Below are 15661 nucleotides of genomic sequence, written 5' to 3'. Positions count from 1 at the left end.
CTGAAATCATACATATTTGCTTACGTCATATTGACGGAGCAAGTTTTCCATCTTCATCGCAGCACCGATATTTCCTTTGATTTTCAATTTCCCGGACATGAACGCTGCGGTTCCGCTCAGATTTCCCAAAAGCAATTCTTTAAAATCATCGATTTTCATTTGCAACACACAATCCGCTTCAGCCGGTGAACCTTTCTCCACTTTGGCTTGACCATTGGACAATTGCAGCTGATAGGTGACTTCTTCTTCGCCTGTGAGATCATATTGATAAACGGCATTCATGCCTTCAATCGGCTTGGAATCCTCATTTAACGCCTGCTCGATTTTTTCGAAAATTTCATGAATGCTCAAGTCTTTCATCATCATTTCTCCCTTCATATTGATAATGTTTAGAAACTGTTGGTGATCACTTTATATTGAATTTGTGTGGTTCCTTCATAAATGGACAGGATTTTCGCATCCCTCATCCACTTTTCAACCGGATAATCCCGCATATAACCGTATCCGCCCAAAATTTGCACCGCATTGGTCGTGACTTCCATGGCTGTTTCGGCTGCGAATGCTTTGGCCATACTGGCTTCGGTCGTACAGGGTTCCCCCCGGTCTGCCAGATCGGCCGCGCGATAAGTCAGCAGGCGGGCCGCTTCGATTTTGGTTTTCATTTGCGCAAGCATGAAGGAAATCGCTTGGTTTTTGATGATGGGACGCCCGAATTGCACCCGGTTTTTTGCATACTCCAATGCATATTCATATGCAGCCCGGGCAACACCGACAGCCCCGGCAGCCACTACCGGTCTTGATTTTTCCAACATCTGCATGGCCCCGAAGAATGCCATGTGCTCTTCTCCCAGCAGGTTTTCCTCCGGAACGCGGACATCCTCAAAAATCACATCTCCGGTATGAGAAGCCCGAATTCCCATTTTTCGCTCTTTTTTCCCTCCGGAAAGCCCCGGCGTTCCTTTAGGGACAATAAAAGCCGACACCCCGTGATAACCCGCATCCGGAATGGTCCGTGCAAAAACGACGTACAAATCGGCAATGCCGCCATTGGTGATGAAACATTTCCGTCCGTTGATCACCCATTCGTTGCCGTCTTTTTCGGCGCGGGTTTTAATCGCTTTGACATCGGAACCAGCGCCCGGCTCAGTCAGTGCCATGGCTCCCATCCGCGGGGTTTCCGGATCACACAAGAACGGGATCCATTTCTTTTTTTGTTCTTCCGTTCCCATATAATAAAGAGGCAATCCGGCCAACCCCGCCACCATCAGCGAAGTGGCAATTCCCGCACATCCCCAATACAACTCCTCGGCAATCAGGCAAGCAGCCATCACGCTGGTCAGCCCGCCCCCTCCGTATTCCGCCGGAGCCGCATAGCTGGTTAAGCCGGCTTTCGCAGCTTTTTCCAAAACTTGCATGGGGAACTCTTCTTTTTCGTCATACTCGGCCGCGATCGGGCGGATCTCTTTTTCTGCAAATCCATGCGCCCACTTTTTGAGCTCCAATTGTTCATCAGAAAGTTGGAAACAAAGTCCAGGATTTGCTTCCTTATTGGTTCCTGACATGATGGCATCCCTCCGTTTGATACCGATACGTACTGGTACTTCCTGTCCAAAGACAGGCCTATTGGCGAACCACGTTTCCAGCTGATTTCCCAAACGAAAAGTTGACATACGAACTGACCATGATCCGGTTTAACAACCGTGCCAAGTGGTCCGTGTCGATTTTTTCATCAGACTGGAAAAGATTTTGCATCACGACTTCATTGATCGCTCCAACCATTGCTTGCGAAATGAACCGGGCATCCTGGTTTTGTTTGGCTGGCGGGAGAATCTCTTGCACGATCCGGTCAATCAAGCCGGCAAATCTCAGGTGCGCTGTCCGGCGCATTCGTTCGACTGCCTTACTCACCCCGACAGACTCCACCAACAATAATTTCGCAACGGTTGAACGATTCACACAAATCTCGATGTAACGGCGTATGCCGGCATACCCCTTGTACGCAATTTGCTCTTCCCGGCGAACCGCTTCCTCCACTTCCTTCAGAACTTCGTTGGCCAACAGTTCAAACAAACAGACAAGCAATTCTTCTTTGCTGCGGAAAAAGCGGTAAAAAGTCGTTTTGGACACCCTTGCCTGTTCCACCACTTCAAGGATCGAGGTCTCTTTAAAGCCTTTGGTGGTAAACAGTTGAAGAGCTGCATACAGTAACTTGTCTTTTGCTTCTGTTGGCATTTTGGTTACATGAAGCATTTCCATCATCCATTCTCCAATGAGTACCAGTACGTATTAGTATTATACTACAAAACCAATCCATTTATCAATTAATTTATTATTTTTTGAATAATATATTTTTATTTCTTTCCGTCTGTGATTTCCTCATTTCTCGACGGATTTGTTTTTAAATCGGAAGTGGTTCGGTTGATTATTGATGTTTTGGGGCTACCCGGGGGATTTCGGCTGGGCAGTTTAGTTTTGTGTTTATTTTAGGGTTAATGGGTTGGATTCTAAACATATCCTTTGTATGGGGTTGTTTCTTTTTTGAAGAATTTTTTGTTTGTGTTGCAAACTAGTTTTTACTGATGTTCCATTGATGTTTCGTGCAAACGAAAACTTTTTGGATGAAATGCCTGCATTCACCTGCATTCAACGGGATTAACGGGGATTGGTTCCATTCCGTTGGAACTTGAATTTAATTTTGAATAGTGGAAATAAACAAAAAATAATTTCTCCTTACGAATGATCCATTATCGGGATGAAAAGGAGAAAAACTATGATTGCCAAAAAAATATCGGTCATTCTCGTCTTCTCCCTCGGCTTTTTGTTGACATTTTTTCTCGTGTTTTCCCTCCCCGTCCCCATCATGAATCCACCGCCGGCAAAAACAAATGCCACCTTGGATTACATTCGTTTGAATCCGCCCCGCCCGGAATCTTTCCGGACAGGGCAACCTGAAACGGCACACAAGTGCCCCGTCCGGCTGTCCCGGCTCATTCTTTGTTTCCTCAAGAAATCTCCTCACCCGTGATGAAATGTCATCACACAAAAAAAGAGGCCGGATCCGGCCTCTTTTTTAATGCATCATCCATGCGGATGCAACAAAATAGATTAAAAACAGTCCCGCTGTCATATAAATCAAGCGCGAAACCTGTTTCCATTTTCCGCTTGCGGCTTTGATCAACGGGTATGCGATGAATCCCAACGCCAACCCGTCCGCGATACTGCCCGTAAGCGGGATTCCGGCGATGATCAAAAAAGCGGGAAACCCTTCTGAAAAATCATGGAAGGGAATCTCTTCCACGCTTTTCATCATCAGCGCGCCAATCACCATCAATACAGGAGCAACTGCATTTTCCGGAATCATGCTGATGACTGGCAGCATCAAAACGGAAAGGGCAAACAACCCGGCTGCAACCAGAGCCGGAACGCCCGTTCTTCCCCCTTCCGCGATTCCGGCTGAGCTTTCAGCCGATGCCACCGTCGGGCTCGTTCCAAAGATACCGGATGTGAGCGTGGATACCGCCACCACCTGATAAGCCCGCGGAAATTTTTTTGCATCCGGCAGCATACCGCTTAATAAGCCCATGTTTTCAAAAACCACAATCATGGTCATCGAAAAAACGGAAAGCCAAAACGGGATCTGCCAAAAGCTGAACTCTGCCGCAGCAAACAGATGGACATAATCTTGCAGCTTCACATCAGTTGCCCGGGGACGAAAATCACCGGTCAGGATCATCGTCAGCAAGCTGGTGATGATCAGCCCGATCAACATGCCTCCTCTGGTTCCCCGGACAAACAAAAACAGCGTGACAACAAGTCCCAGAATCGTGGCGAGGGTTACCGGATGAGAAAAATCCCCCAGTTGAACCACGTTGATTTCACTCGGTCGGATGATCATCCCTTTTTGCAAACCGATAAAGGTCAGCAAGAAACCAATCCCTGCTGTGATTCCGTGCTTCAACGAATCCGGGACCCCGGTGACAAGCTTATCGCCCCAGGATGTCACACTGGCGACGAAAAAGCAAAACCCGGAGAGAATCACCACAGCCAACCCTTGCTTCCACGAAAGGCCAAAAGATTGCACAATGGTGTAACTGAAAAATGCATTGACTCCCATTCCGGGAACCAGGATAACCGGAGCTTTGGCAAACCATCCCATGATCAAACAACCGAAGACGGAAGCGCAAATGGTGGCCATCAATCCTGCTCCCAACGGAATTCCGGCATCTTTCAAAATCAGTGGATTAACAAGCAGAATATAGGCTGTCGTGAAAAAGGAAGTCACTCCTGCAATGATCTCAACTTTCAATGTTGATCGATCCATCTTGCCTTTCTATTCCTTTGAGATGTTCCCTCACCCACCCGCCACGCAACGAGTTGCGTGACACAAAAAGATCGATGTCGTTTATCATATAAAATGGAATTGTGGTCTTTAAAAAAACGGGTGTTTTCCCACACCCGGATAGATATTATAGATGATCCTGACCTCATAAGTCAAATCACCTTCCATTCTTTATGGTAGAATAATGACATTGACTTTCCGGAAACAGGAGGTGGATTCGGCTTGAAACCTGTGTTTAAATCACGCAAACTGCCAGAAAACATCAATCGGATCATTTCTCAGTTTCCTGCAGAAGTGCAAGAATTTTTTCTCGAGATGATCAGCGCCGAACGTTCAAAACAAACCATTGCGAATTATGCCTATGATTTTGCACTCTTTTTTGATTATCTTAATTCCATCAACAAAACGATCGAGCAAGTGGATCCGATGATCATCAAACGTTTTTTCCGGCAGATAGAAAACGGCTATGAACGAACCGTACATATCTTAAGAAAGAAAAAAGACCCGAAAACCGGGAAAATCAAGGAGGAGTGGATCACCCGGACACACTTCCGGGAAAACTCCCAGAGCGGCAAACAAAGAAAGCGCGCTTCGTTGCGCTCTCTCTTTCGTTTTCTGGTCAAAACGCACGTGCTGAACCAAAATCCGATGGCAGAATACGAAGATGCTTCACTGAGAAGCCGTTCGCGCCAAAAAGTGCCCGTCTTTCTGACCAAAGAAGAGGCCCTGCGCCTTCTTCGCGCCGTCAAAACGTACCATCAAAAGAAAAACACCAAAAGCCCGGAATGGATGGAAAGACGCGATCTGGCCATTCTTCTCCTGTTTTTGAACACCGGAATGCGGGTGTCCGAGCTGATTCAATTAAACCTGAACAGTATCCAGTCCGACGGCGAAGTCATGCGGGTGATCATCCTGGGCAAAGGCGGAAAAGAACGGATGCTCAAATTGAATGAGACGGCCAAACAAGCGTTGAAAAATTATTTGACCGTCCGCCCTGAAAACAAAGCATCACGGGAACATCAGCAAGCCTTGTTTCTCAATAAAAACTATCAGCGCATCAGCCGGAAAGGCATCTCGGATATTATCAGCAAATACGTGCGCGAAGCCAACCTTCCACCGAAGGCAGCTTCCATTTCCCCGCATAAATTGCGCCATACCCTGGCCACTCTTCTTTTGTCCAACGGGGAAAACCTGCGGGTGGTGCAAGAAATCCTGGGGCATTCCAATATTCAAACCACCCAGATTTACACCCACGTCATCAATACGGAAAAGGATGAAGCACTCGACCGGCTGGATCAAATGTTATAAACTGTGTTTTAAGAACAAACATTCTGCAAATGTTTGTTCTTTTTCCATTGTTCATGTATACTAGTAGAAGATATGTCAATGTGGAGCGGGTGAATGTGATCAAAGGGGGATGAAAACGTGGACAAACTCTCACCCAGGCAAAAAGCCATTTTAGACTATATCCAAAAAGAAGTGGCCGAAAAAGGATACCCGCCTTCCGTTCGGGAAATCGGCGAAGCCGTGGGTCTTGCCTCCAGTTCCACCGTGCATGGACACCTGGCTCGTCTTGAAAAAAAGGGATATATCCGGCGTGACCCGACCAAACCCCGTGCCATCGAGCTTTTACATCGTCCTGAAATCTACACCAAAGGCGTGGAAACCGTCATGGTCCCGCTGGTCGGTAAAGTGACGGCGGGCGAGCCGATTACAGCCATTGAAAACATTGAAGATTATTATCCGCTTCCAAGACGGCTCGTCGGACAAGATGATCCCGTGTTTCTCTTATCCGTGCGCGGGGACAGCATGATCAATGCCGGAATTTTGGACGGGGATTATGTGGTCGTGCGTCAGCAACCGACCGCCGAAAACGGCGACATCGTCGTGGCCATGACCCCTGAAGGGGAAGCAACGGTCAAACGTTTTTTTAAGGAAAAAGATCATATTCGTTTGCAACCTGAAAATGACACCCTTTCGCCGATCTTATTGCCCAGTGTGAAAATTCTCGGCAAAGTGATCAGCTTGATTCGTGAAGTTTTGTAATTTATACGATGCCGGCAAGGATTTAGATTGTTGTCACCCAAACGATTCCGATGGATGGCAAAAAGGCTGTTGACCATGGTCAACAGCCTTTTTTTCATGCTTGGGATTGGGTAACGAACCGTTCGATCCGGTCCAAAGCCTTTTCCAATTGTTCCAAAGAGGTGGCGTAAGAGATACGGATATGATCCTTGGAACCGAAACCGGAACCCGGAACCACGGCAACCCGTTCGATTTCCAACAAATCCGCCGCCCACTCATCCGGGTTTTTGTAACGTCCGCCGGAGTTTTCGAGCGCCTGCCGGATATTGACAAACGCATAAAACGCACCCGCCGGCTTCAGACAAACAAAGCCCGGAATTTTATTCAAGCGTTCCACCACGTAATCGCGGCGTTCTTTAAAAGCTTTTTTCATTTCTTGAATGGGTTCCTGTGTCCCCGACAAAGCTTCCAAAGCGGCATATTGCGCAATGGAAGTGGGATTGGATGTGCTGTGGTCGGAAATTCCGTTCATGGCTTTGATGAGCGGTTCCGGCCCCGCAGCAAATCCGATCCGCCATCCGGTCATGGAATAAGATTTGGAAACCCCGTTGATGATGACCGTATGATCATAATAATCCGGGCCCAGACCGGCCATGCTGACATGTTTTTTGTCCGGATCATAGATCAGATGTTCATAAATTTCATCCGAAATGATGAGGATGTCCCGGTCAATGCAGACTTTTCCAATTGCACGCAACTCATCCTCCGTATAAACCATGCCGGTCGGGTTGGACGGGCTGTTTAGAATCAACGCTTTCGTCCGCGGAGTAATGGCTTCTTGCAATTGTTGAGGTGTGATCTTAAACCCCTGCTCTTCTGTTCCCTCGATCACCACCGGCTTTCCTTGGGCCAGTTTCACCTGTTCGATATAACTGACCCAGTAGGGGGCCGGGATAATGACTTCGTCCCCTTCATCCAGTAAAGCTTGGAACAAATTGTAAAGCGCGTGCTTCGCCCCGACGGTCACAATAATTTGGCCGGGTTTGTAAGTCAACCCGTTATCCTTTTTCAACTTGTTTGCAATGGCTTCTTTCAGCTCAGGGATCCCGCCTGTTGCCGTATATTTGGTAAACCCGTTGTCCATTGCAGCTTTGGCCGCTTCAATGATGTGTTCCGGTGTATTAAAATCCGGTTCACCGGCTCCCAGGCCAATCACATCATGCCCTTGTTGTTTCAAGGCTTTTGCTTTGGCAGTAATCGCAAGTGTCGGCGACGGCGCCAACTGTTGCACACGTTTTGAAAGTTTCAAGATCGGGCCCCTCCCCTGTTCTGCAGTCTGGCAATCTATCCTTTCACCATTATCCATCTTATCATGAACATCCCTTATTGAACCAGTGCTTGTGTTTCTCTTGCGATCATCAATTCTTCATTGGTCGGGATGACCAGGACATCCACTTTGGACCGCTGCGTACTGATCCGGCGCTCTTTTTTGCTGCGTTCGGCATTTAATGCCGGATCCAGTTCCACACCGAAGAAGGTAAGCCCTTCACATACTCTTTCCCGGATCAATGCTGCATTTTCGCCGACCCCGGCGGTAAAGAGAATGACATCCACGCCGTTCATGGCGGCAATATAAGCCCCGATGGTCTTTTTGATTTTATAGACATACATATCAATGGCCAGACGCGCATAATCATTCCCGTTTTCCATGGCTTCGGTCACTTCGCGCATATCTCCGGAAATTCCGGAAATCCCCAGCAATCCGCTGTGCTTGTTCATCATGGAATTGACTTCGGCAAGGGTCAGATCTTCTTTTGTAATGACAAAAGGAACGATTGCCGGATCGATATCCCCGCTGCGTGTTCCCATCATCAAACCTTCCAGTGGAGTCATCCCCATGCTTGTATCCACCGATTTTCCGTTTTGAACAGCGGTAATGCTGGCTCCGTTCCCGATATGACAAGAGACAATTTTCAGTTCATCCAGCGGACGTCCGAGGAATTTGGAAGCCTGTTCCGAAACATACTTGTGCGAAGTCCCGTGGAAACCATAACGGCGAATTTTATATTTCCGATACAAGACATAAGGAAGCGGGTACATGTAGGCATAATCGGGCATGGTTTGATGAAAAGCCGTGTCAAAAACGGCAACATGGACGGCATGCGGAAGTTGGGCCTGGGCCGCGTCAATGCCGAGCAGGTTCGGCGGATTGTGCAAAGGAGCCAAATCGATGGTTTCCCGGATGGCCCGGCGCACATTGCTGTCGATCACCACCGAACTGGAGAAGTTTTCTCCCCCGTGAACCACGCGGTGCCCGACGGCCGCCACTTCTTCAGCGCTTTTGATCACACCGTCTTCCGGATCCATCAACAAATCAAGCACTTTTTTCATACCAACCCGGTGATCCAGAATCTCGCTGGCAATCACCAGTTCTTCTTTTTCCGGCACCTGATGTTTGATAATCGAACTTTCCGTCCCGATCTTTTCAACCAATCCGGTGGCCAAGACGGACTCGTCCTGCATGTCAAACAGCTGATATTTGATGGACGAACTGCCACAGTTGATGACTAAAATCTTCATTGCTGCTCCTCCTTGTCGATACGTTCACCGTCTTCATCATACCGGAAAAATCCTTCCCCGGTTTTCACTCCCAAATGCCCGGCACGGACCATTTTTTTCAACAGTGGTGCGGGACGATATTTAATATCGCCAAATTCACGGTAAAGGCGCTCCAATGCCGCCAAAATCGAATCCAAACCGAAGTGGTCCGCCATTTCCAACGGACCCTTGTCGAAGTGATATCCGCTTTTCATGGCCCGGTCAATGTCTTTCTCGCTGGCGACTCCTTCCATCAAGGTGTAAATCGCCTCATTGATCAAAAGAACAATCAGACGGGTCGTGACAAAACCGGGAGATTCGTATACTTCAACCCCTTTGATTTCCAGTTTCGGCAGCAACTCCATCACGGTTTCCACGGTTTGTTGCGAGGTTTTCAAGCCGCGCACCATCTCTACAAGCGGTGTCCGGGGAACCGGATGCACAAAATGAAGACCAATCACATTCTGAGGGCGATTGGTCGCAGCCGCAATCTCCGTCAAGCTGAGGGTCGATGTGTTACTGGCTAAAACGACTTCAGGACGGCACAGTTTATCACATTGTTCAAAAACTTGAATTTTTGTCTTCATGTCTTCGTAAACCGATTCAATCACAAAATCCGCTTCTTTTAACACATTCATGTCACTGGTGACATGCAGTCGGGAAAGGGTCATTTTCTTTTCAGCAAGCGTAATGCCCCATTTCGACAATTTCTTGTCCAGGCTCATCTCGATATAGTCATACGCTTCTTTGGCCAATTCATCGTTTTGTTCAATAATGGTGGTGTCAAAACCTTTGGACGCAATCAATTCGGCAATGCCGCGTCCCATGGTTCCGCCACCGATGACTGCGATGTTTTGTATACTTGCCACAATAAGTACTCCTTTCATCTTTTACCTAACTTGATCTATTTTAACAGTTCTTGCAGCATATTTCTTTAACATTTTCCGAAAATCGTCACCAGATAACACTTCTTCTTCTAATAAAATGCGCAATGCATCCTGAAACATGAAAGAAAATTGCACAATGTCGTTCAAAGTTTCCTGATACAGTTGATCCAATATTTTCTTGGCTTCCGTGTACATTGCCTGCTTGTCCGTCCACTCGGGGTGAATGATCCCGAGATCCGACAGACCGGCTTCAATCAATTGCCGGGCATAACGGTAAGCTTGCTCATAATCATTCTTGGCCCCGGTGCTCTTTTGGCCGTAAACATGTTCCTCCGCAGCCGCTCCGGCCAGACAGACACGAATGCTTTCTTCCAGATCCTCCCGGGTATACAAAAGCCGGTCCTGTCCCGGTTTTTGACGCACATAACCCAGGGCTTGCCCGCGGGGAGTCAAGGTGATCTCCGAAACAGATCCGGGTCTTACCCGTTCCGAAACAATCGCGTGACCCATTTCATGAACCGCCACCCGTTCTTTTTCCTCTTCGCCGGCTTCCCGGTCGGTCTGCTCCCCCATCAGCACTTTGTCAATGGCGGAGGCAAAATGTGCTTGTCCGATTTCGGTTTGCTTGTCGCGCAAAGCGTAAATCGCTGCTTCATTTGTCAGGCTTTCCAATTGTGCACCGGAAAACCCGAAAGTTTCGGATGCGATTTTTTCCAATGACACATCCGGGTGCAACGTTTTGTTTCTGGTGTGCAATTGAAGAATTTTTAACCTTGCGTTTTTATCCGGCAAATCGACTTGGATATGACGGTCAAACCGTCCCGGACGAAGGAGTGCCGGATCCAGGATATCTTTCCGGTTGGTGGCTGCCACAATCAAGAGCTGCACATCCTGATCGGACCGGATCCCGTCCATTTCGGTCAACAATTGATTGAGCGTTTGGTCGTATTCGCGCTGTTGGCCGCCATCCCGTTTCCCGCCGATGACATCAATTTCATCAATAAAGATAATGGCGGATGACTTTTTATTTTTCTTTGCTTTTAAACGGGCGTTTTCAAACAACGAGCGAACGCGTTTCGCCCCGACTCCGACATACATTTCCACAAATTCACTGCCGGAAGCGCTGACGAAAACCGAATCCGTGTAGTGGGCGGCCGCTTTGGCCATCAGCGTTTTCCCCGTTCCGGGAGGACCGGTGAGCAAAATCCCCTTGATCGGACGAATTCCAAATTGAGCGATTTTTTTGCGGTCGATCAAAAATTGGAGGGCTTCCTTCAGCTCATTTTTGGCCCGGTTTTGTCCGCCGATCTCGTCAAAATCAATGGTGGGAATCACAGATGTTGTTTTTTTCTTTTCAAAAACCTTCCCTATCCTTTGCGCCATGCGGGTGCGCTGAAAATAAACCGTTCCGCCGATCACCGCCAAAACCAAAACCGGCAGCGGATCCACCCCGAGATAAAGAAGAAAAATAACGAGAGCTGCTCCCGCTCCCGCCAAAACCGGCTTAATCAACATTGTCGCCTCCTTTCTGCGCAGATTTGACATGCATCACACGGGTTAAATAATGATCTCCGTCATAAAGCAAAATATAAACCGCATCTTCATTCATTTTGACGCCGTATCCCAAATCGTACTTGTCCGCCCATTTCCCGATGGTTTCAGGAATTTCCGTATATTTTTGCGTTTCCAAGCCTTCCCGGATCCCAAAGATCATTTGATCCCAAGCAACCAGCAACTTCTCATTGGGACGGTCTTTCCATTTCACATGAAGAGAACGATGCTTGTTTTTTTCCTGAATCCGTCGGATTAAATCCGGAGCCTTTCTTGTGAAGACCTTTTGGTCGGGACGGTTCATTTCCAGTTCAATTTCTATGTCAGATGGATAAACATCGATGTTTCTCAGCATCATCCCGGTTTGTTTTTCAATCATGGAAACAACCGGTCTTTTCACCAGCAGCTCTTGGTATCCCCAAAAACCGCCAAACAATAAAACAAGCGTGACCAAGCAACTGATGAAAATGATTTTTTTATTTTTCACACGCCACGCTCCTTTCTAAAACGACATACACAAATACATAAAAAGTATAACATTTTTTATATATGATCGTATTGACAATCCATTCCAATAAAAAAAGACAGCATTCCGGTGATGCTGTCTTTACCCCTCAATCTCATAAGTCAAGGTTTGTTTGACTTGCTTTTTGTCATGCACATGCAAAATCATTCGTTTCAGATCCATTTGCGGTCCGGTGTAAATCAACTCATAATAAATTTCCATCTCTTCATAAACCGGAAACAACACTTGTTCGGCCCCGTCATTGACGCGCTGTTTGAAATTACGGGTTAACTTCGCCGAATCGACGGATACTTTCATCCTTTTTGCGTCCGGATTCTTTTCAATCTCTCCATAAACCTGTCCGATAAACCGCAAATGGTCTTTCAACGAAACCAAACCGGCTTGTTCCGGTGTCATTTCTTCCTTTTTTCCTGAATGATATGCCCAAACCTTTTCTTTTTTTCTTTCCATGACTTTGTGTTCCTGCGTATCCAAAATCACCCAATTTTCCCCATTTTGCATTCCTTTGTATTCTTCTTTTTGTTTGGAATTTTGTATTTGCAAACGAAACGCGTAATGCTTTTTTTGCTCCGCACGGTGGATCAGGTGCTGAAGTTCTTGCTGAAGCCGGCTTTGCTCCGCACGCTTGATTTCCGCTGGAGAAGGCTTGTTCGCTTCTGTCCCGCAACCGGAACAGAACCACAACAGGGAAAACAACAAAATGCAACAGAACGGTTTCATGCGACACCTCCTTTCAACATACTTACGTCATTTCCTTGTTTTTTATCCCGAAAAGAAAAAATGGTTCAAGAACCGTCGGGTTCTCAAACCATTTCATGCCAAAAGCCGTCCGCCGCGAATTTTGCAGACGGGCAAAATGTGCTAATCATAAACGGTTTATCTCCGGTGATACTAACACCAACAAGGGAGGTGAAGGAAATGACAACCCCTTCCCTTTATCCCGATTGGGTTTACAAAGAGTTACAAAACCGGTTGACCGAAGAGGAATGGAAACAGCTGTCCACCTTTTTACCCGCGGAGACATGGGCTTCCCCTGCTGCTCAAAAACGGGAATGGCAAGAAAGAAATACAGACATTCCCTTGCGCTTCCATTTGGATATTGATATGGAAATTTGATTTGTTCTTAGTATGACTTAGAAACTCCTGCCTATTCCCCTTCGCCAAATCTCTTTTCGCTGCCAATGATGCCAATTATTGGCGGCTTTTTCTTATAAGATCTCCTGAATGGCCCGATTGGCTTCAAATTTGATTTTTTCTTCATCCAAGGTCAGCAATTCCCGGTTCCGCATGACCGGTTTTCCGTCAATGTAGACATCCAAAACATCATTCCGGTTCGCCGAATACACAATATGCGATACCACATCATGCAAAGGCTGCATATGGGGCCCTGACAAATCCAACACCACAAAATCCGCTTTCTTTCCAACTTCCAAGGATCCGGTTTCTTTTTCCAAAAAGGCGCATTCCGCCCCATACAAGGTAGCCATTTTCAACGCCGTCATCGCAGGAACCAGCACCGAATTTTCATGAGCGCCTTTATGGATCATTGCCGCTATATGCATCTCTTCAAACAAATCCAAATTGTTGTTACTGGCCGCCCCGTCCGTGGCCAATCCGGGACGGATGCCTTTTTCAAGCATTTTCGGAATGGGAGCAATACCGCTTCCCAACTTCAAATTGCTTTCCGGGTTGTGAGCGACTTTGACATCATAAGAAGCCAGAATATCAATCTCCTCATCCGTCACATGCACGGCATGCGCCACCAACGCCGGCTGATCAAAAAAGCCCAAACGGCGCAAATGTTCCACCGGCCGGACACCGTAATCCCTCACATTTTGTTCCACTTCTTTCGCGGTTTCCGACATATGGGTATGCAGCGGCAACGAAAGTTCAGCCGCTTTTTCCACAAATTGGCGGATGTAATCCGGTGAACAGGTGTAAGGGGCATGCGGCGCCAGCATGGTGGTGATTCTCCCGTCTGCTTGTCCGTTCCAATCCTTGGCGAATTGCACGGCTTCATTCAGTTTCTGTTTTTGTTCTTCTTCACTGCAAAGTCCGATGGAACCGCGGCACAGCCGGGCGCGCATCCCGGATTCCATCGTGATTTTGGCCACTTCATCCATATGGTCATACATATCCACAAAACATGTGGTCCCGGATTTTATCATTTCCGCGACCGCCAAGGCCGTTCCGGCCGAAACTTGTTTTGCTGTAAACCTGGCTTCCAGCGGCCACATTTTTTCTTCCAGCCACGTTTGTAACGGAAGATCATCGGCATACCCTCTGAGCAACGTCATGGCCGCATGTCCGTGTGTATTGACAAGCCCGGGCATGATCGCGCGTCCCCGGCAATCGATGACTTCATCATAGGAAGCCAGTTCGTCTTCTCCCGGAACCGGACCTATATATGTAATATCGGTGCCATCCACACCCATGGCTCCTTGTTCAATCACTTCTTGTCCTTCCACCAGGGTGATGATCGTGCCGTTAATGAATATCCGTTTCAATCATTTTCCTCCTCACCATTCAAGTAAAAATGCACATCAATATTAAGATAACACGACCGATTTCCTTTTTACAGTTTGCGTTTTTCAATAAACTGAAGAATCGCATCCAATCGTTGTCTTTCACCGGATAAAACCGGTTCAAACAAATCCCCTTTTTCTTTCAAACGGTCAAAAATGTTGAGCAGCGTCCATTCCTTGGGCGAACGAAGTGTTTGGAGTTCCTCCCACTCCAGCGGCGTCGAAACCGTTGCTTCCGGCACGGCCCGCGGCGAATAGGGCGCAATTAACGTTTTGTTGTGCCAATGCTGCAGATAATCAATATAAACCTTGTCTCCCCGCTTTTTGACCAGGCGTTCCACCGTGACCAACCGGGGATGAAGTTCGGTCAAATAATGTGCGATCAATTCCCCGATTTTCCTTGTTTCTTCATAAGAGTAAACCGGTTCGATCGGGACATAAATTTGAAGTCCCGTTGCGCCGGAGGTTTTCACCAATCCGGATAACCCCATTTTCTCCAGTACTTCCTTGATCAACCACGCCACTTCCGCCACTTTTTCAAATCCGGGAGCACTGGGATCCAGGTCAAACACCAACTCGGTGGGAACCGGGCGATCCACCCGGTGAAAAGAAACATGGTATTCCAGACAAGCCAGGTTTGCGAGCCAAATCAATGTCGGGACATTATTGAGCAAAATATATTCAATATCCCCTGCCTTGCTGGTCTCTACCCAATCCGGGCGGTAAAAAGGCGCGTTTTTCTGATAAAACGAATCATGATTCACCCCGTCCGGAAAACGGATCGTTGTCAGCAAACGATCCTTGCAATAAGGCAGGAGATAGGATGCCAGACGGGCGCAATACAAAATAAAATCCCACTTTTTGATCCCTGCTTCGGGAAACCAGATTTTATCCGGATTGGTGATCTTTAATTCCCGTCCGTCAACTTGGACGTATCGCTCTTTTTCAGCCATGTGACCTCCCCGTTCAAATGCCTATTTTTCATTGGACAATGACCCGGGACGTGATAAACGCATAGTTTATAACAAACCCTGAAACCCGAGCAAACAGGAGGAATGAAACGTGTTGGAATCTGCCAATCAGCCGCTTCATGATGATTCTGCAGAATTTGTGGCATCCGGGTTGGAGCAGGAACCCATCCATGCATCTCAATTTTTCCCGGGGCCGTTTTTCGGAGCTCCCTTCATTTACCCGCGTCCCTTTTTTTATT

15 protein-coding genes are annotated in these 15661 nt (G+C 47.4%); 3 read left to right on the top strand and 12 right to left on the bottom strand.

What is annotated here, in order from left to right; translation table 11 throughout:
• Positions 1–6: 6 nt before the first annotated feature.
• From H1R82_RS02335 to H1R82_RS02320, 4 genes are all read right to left on the bottom strand, one after another.
• Positions 7–360 (bottom strand): SCP2 sterol-binding domain-containing protein, encoded by a 354-nt coding sequence (locus tag H1R82_RS02335; RefSeq protein ID WP_231564595.1) that lies wholly within the window; start codon positions 358–360, stop codon positions 7–9.
• 29 nt (positions 361–389) lie between these two features.
• Positions 390–1562, bottom strand: coding sequence for an acyl-CoA dehydrogenase family protein (locus H1R82_RS02330; protein WP_121874073.1), 1173 nt, complete (start codon positions 1560–1562; stop codon positions 390–392).
• 58 nt (positions 1563–1620) lie between these two features.
• Entirely contained in the window at positions 1621–2256 is a 636-nt protein-coding gene (locus H1R82_RS02325; RefSeq protein ID WP_170151222.1) for a TetR/AcrR family transcriptional regulator, read from the bottom strand.
• Positions 2257–3070: 814 nt separating this feature from the next.
• A complete protein-coding gene (locus H1R82_RS02320; protein ID WP_049720081.1) occupies positions 3071–4321 on the bottom strand; it encodes an NCS2 family permease in 1251 nt (416 codons plus the stop codon).
• A gap of 249 nt (positions 4322–4570) precedes the next feature.
• Here H1R82_RS02320 and H1R82_RS02315 point away from each other — a divergent pair, with 249 nt between their 5' ends.
• Both H1R82_RS02315 and lexA read left to right on the top strand, forming a co-directional pair.
• A complete protein-coding gene (locus tag H1R82_RS02315) occupies positions 4571–5647 on the top strand; it encodes a tyrosine-type recombinase/integrase (RefSeq protein WP_236533604.1) in 1077 nt (358 codons plus the stop codon).
• Between the two features lie 117 nt (positions 5648–5764).
• Positions 5765–6385, top strand: a complete 621-nt coding sequence (gene lexA, locus H1R82_RS02310; protein WP_181732115.1) for a transcriptional repressor LexA — start codon at positions 5765–5767, stop codon at positions 6383–6385.
• Between the two features lie 94 nt (positions 6386–6479).
• Here the strand turns inward: lexA and H1R82_RS02305 are convergent, their stop codons facing one another.
• The 6 genes from H1R82_RS02305 to H1R82_RS02280 all read right to left on the bottom strand — a co-directional run bounded on the left by H1R82_RS02305 (position 6480) and on the right by H1R82_RS02280 (position 12646).
• Positions 6480–7673 carry a pyridoxal phosphate-dependent aminotransferase gene (locus H1R82_RS02305; RefSeq protein ID WP_181732114.1) on the bottom strand — a complete coding sequence of 398 codons (1194 nt, stop codon included), beginning with the start codon at positions 7671–7673 and terminating at the stop codon, positions 6480–6482.
• Positions 7674–7747: 74 nt separating this feature from the next.
• Positions 7748–8944, bottom strand: a complete 1197-nt coding sequence (locus tag H1R82_RS02300) for an acetate/propionate family kinase (RefSeq protein ID WP_181732113.1) — start codon at positions 8942–8944, stop codon at positions 7748–7750.
• Complete coding sequence (locus H1R82_RS02295) at positions 8941–9831, bottom strand: 3-hydroxyacyl-CoA dehydrogenase family protein (protein ID WP_309544774.1); 891 nt, start codon at positions 9829–9831, stop codon at positions 8941–8943. The genes H1R82_RS02300 and H1R82_RS02295 overlap by 4 nt, the downstream gene beginning before the upstream one ends.
• 21 nt (positions 9832–9852) lie before the next feature.
• Positions 9853–11361 carry an AAA family ATPase gene (locus tag H1R82_RS02290; protein ID WP_244954662.1) on the bottom strand — a complete coding sequence of 503 codons (1509 nt, stop codon included), beginning with the start codon at positions 11359–11361 and terminating at the stop codon, positions 9853–9855.
• Positions 11354–11887, bottom strand: coding sequence for a hypothetical protein (locus H1R82_RS02285; protein WP_062842992.1), 534 nt, complete (start codon positions 11885–11887; stop codon positions 11354–11356). Before H1R82_RS02285 ends, H1R82_RS02290 begins: the two co-directional genes overlap by 8 nt.
• A gap of 120 nt (positions 11888–12007) precedes the next feature.
• Positions 12008–12646 carry a hypothetical protein gene (locus H1R82_RS02280; protein WP_181732110.1) on the bottom strand — a complete coding sequence of 213 codons (639 nt, stop codon included), beginning with the start codon at positions 12644–12646 and terminating at the stop codon, positions 12008–12010.
• 198 nt (positions 12647–12844) lie between these two features.
• Here H1R82_RS02280 and H1R82_RS02275 point away from each other — a divergent pair, with 198 nt between their 5' ends.
• Positions 12845–13042 carry a hypothetical protein gene (locus tag H1R82_RS02275; RefSeq protein WP_037995397.1) on the top strand — a complete coding sequence of 66 codons (198 nt, stop codon included), beginning with the start codon at positions 12845–12847 and terminating at the stop codon, positions 13040–13042.
• Positions 13043–13134: 92 nt separating this feature from the next.
• On the opposite strand, the gene H1R82_RS02270 is transcribed toward H1R82_RS02275, so the two are convergent.
• Both H1R82_RS02270 and ligD read right to left on the bottom strand, forming a co-directional pair.
• Positions 13135–14433 carry an amidohydrolase gene (locus H1R82_RS02270; protein ID WP_232333964.1) on the bottom strand — a complete coding sequence of 433 codons (1299 nt, stop codon included), beginning with the start codon at positions 14431–14433 and terminating at the stop codon, positions 13135–13137.
• A 68-nt stretch (positions 14434–14501) separates the two neighbouring features.
• On the bottom strand, positions 14502–15404 hold the full coding sequence (gene ligD / locus H1R82_RS02265) for a non-homologous end-joining DNA ligase (RefSeq protein ID WP_062842988.1): 903 nt from the start codon (positions 15402–15404) through the stop codon (positions 14502–14504).
• Between the last annotated feature and the right edge of the window lie 257 nt (positions 15405–15661).

Origin of the sequence: Thermoactinomyces intermedius, from assembly GCF_013912365.1 — a bacterium.
Taxonomy (GTDB): domain Bacteria; phylum Bacillota; class Bacilli; order Thermoactinomycetales; family Thermoactinomycetaceae; genus Thermoactinomyces; species Thermoactinomyces intermedius.
This window is presented reverse-complemented; position numbering and strand designations above follow the sequence as displayed.

Excerpts from the sequence above, each read along its gene's own strand:
- H1R82_RS02320 (WP_049720081.1), bottom strand. The coding sequence starts at position 4,321 with ATGGATCGATCAACATTGAAAGTTGAGATCATTGCAGGAGTGACTTCC.
- ligD (WP_062842988.1), bottom strand. The coding sequence starts at position 15,404 with ATGGCTGAAAAAGAGCGATACGTCCAAGTTGACGGACGGGAATTAAAG.
- H1R82_RS02275 (WP_037995397.1), top strand. The coding sequence starts at position 12,845 with ATGACAACCCCTTCCCTTTATCCCGATTGGGTTTACAAAGAGTTACAA.
- H1R82_RS02280 (WP_181732110.1), bottom strand. The coding sequence starts at position 12,646 with ATGAAACCGTTCTGTTGCATTTTGTTGTTTTCCCTGTTGTGGTTCTGT.
- H1R82_RS02300 (WP_181732113.1), bottom strand. The coding sequence starts at position 8,944 with ATGAAGATTTTAGTCATCAACTGTGGCAGTTCGTCCATCAAATATCAG.
- H1R82_RS02330 (WP_121874073.1), bottom strand. The coding sequence starts at position 1,562 with ATGTCAGGAACCAATAAGGAAGCAAATCCTGGACTTTGTTTCCAACTT.
- H1R82_RS02325 (WP_170151222.1), bottom strand. The coding sequence starts at position 2,256 with ATGGAAATGCTTCATGTAACCAAAATGCCAACAGAAGCAAAAGACAAG.
- H1R82_RS02335 (WP_231564595.1), bottom strand. The coding sequence starts at position 360 with ATGAAAGACTTGAGCATTCATGAAATTTTCGAAAAAATCGAGCAGGCG.